This is a genomic window from Acuticoccus kandeliae, from assembly GCF_003073115.1.
Genome location: NZ_QBBV01000041.1, coordinates 1 through 475, shown reverse-complemented (window position 1 = coordinate 475; position 475 = coordinate 1). Strand labels below are relative to the sequence as shown.

Here is a 475-nt window from a genome sequence, read left to right as displayed (position 1 = left end):
GCCATGATTCTCTATCTCCAAACGAAGAGGGAAGCCAGGAAGAACCGGGGTCAGATCAGCTTCTGGCCGACCAGGAACTCGGCGATCCGCGCGCCGCCGTCGCCCTCGTCGGTGACCTTCTCGCCGGCCTGCTTCGGCGGCTTCGGCGACGCGGAGACGACCGAGGTCAGGGCGTTGGCCAGACCGACCTCGGAGGCGTCGATCCCGGCGCCGGCCAGGTCGAGGGTCTCCACCGGCTTCTTCTTCGCCGCCATGATCCCCTTGAACGAGGGGTAACGCGGCTCGTTGGACTTCTCCCCGATCGACACCACGACCGGAAGCTCCGCGGTCAGGTGGGTGACGCCCTCGTCGGTCTCCCGCTTGGCCTTCACCGTGGAGCCCTCGACCGAGAGCTCGTTGGCGTGGGTCAGCGACGGCCCACCGCGCAGCTCGGCGATCATCGCCGGGACCGCACCGATCTGGCCGTCGGACGCCG

1 protein-coding gene is annotated in these 475 nt (G+C 68.6%); it reads right to left on the bottom strand.

Translation table 11 applies throughout. The features are described 5' to 3' along the window. Nucleotides 1-50: 50 nt before the first annotated feature. Nucleotides 51-475 (bottom strand): electron transfer flavoprotein subunit beta/FixA family protein (locus tag DBV35_RS29205; RefSeq protein ID WP_425428505.1); only part of this gene is annotated, 425 nt, incomplete at its 5' end.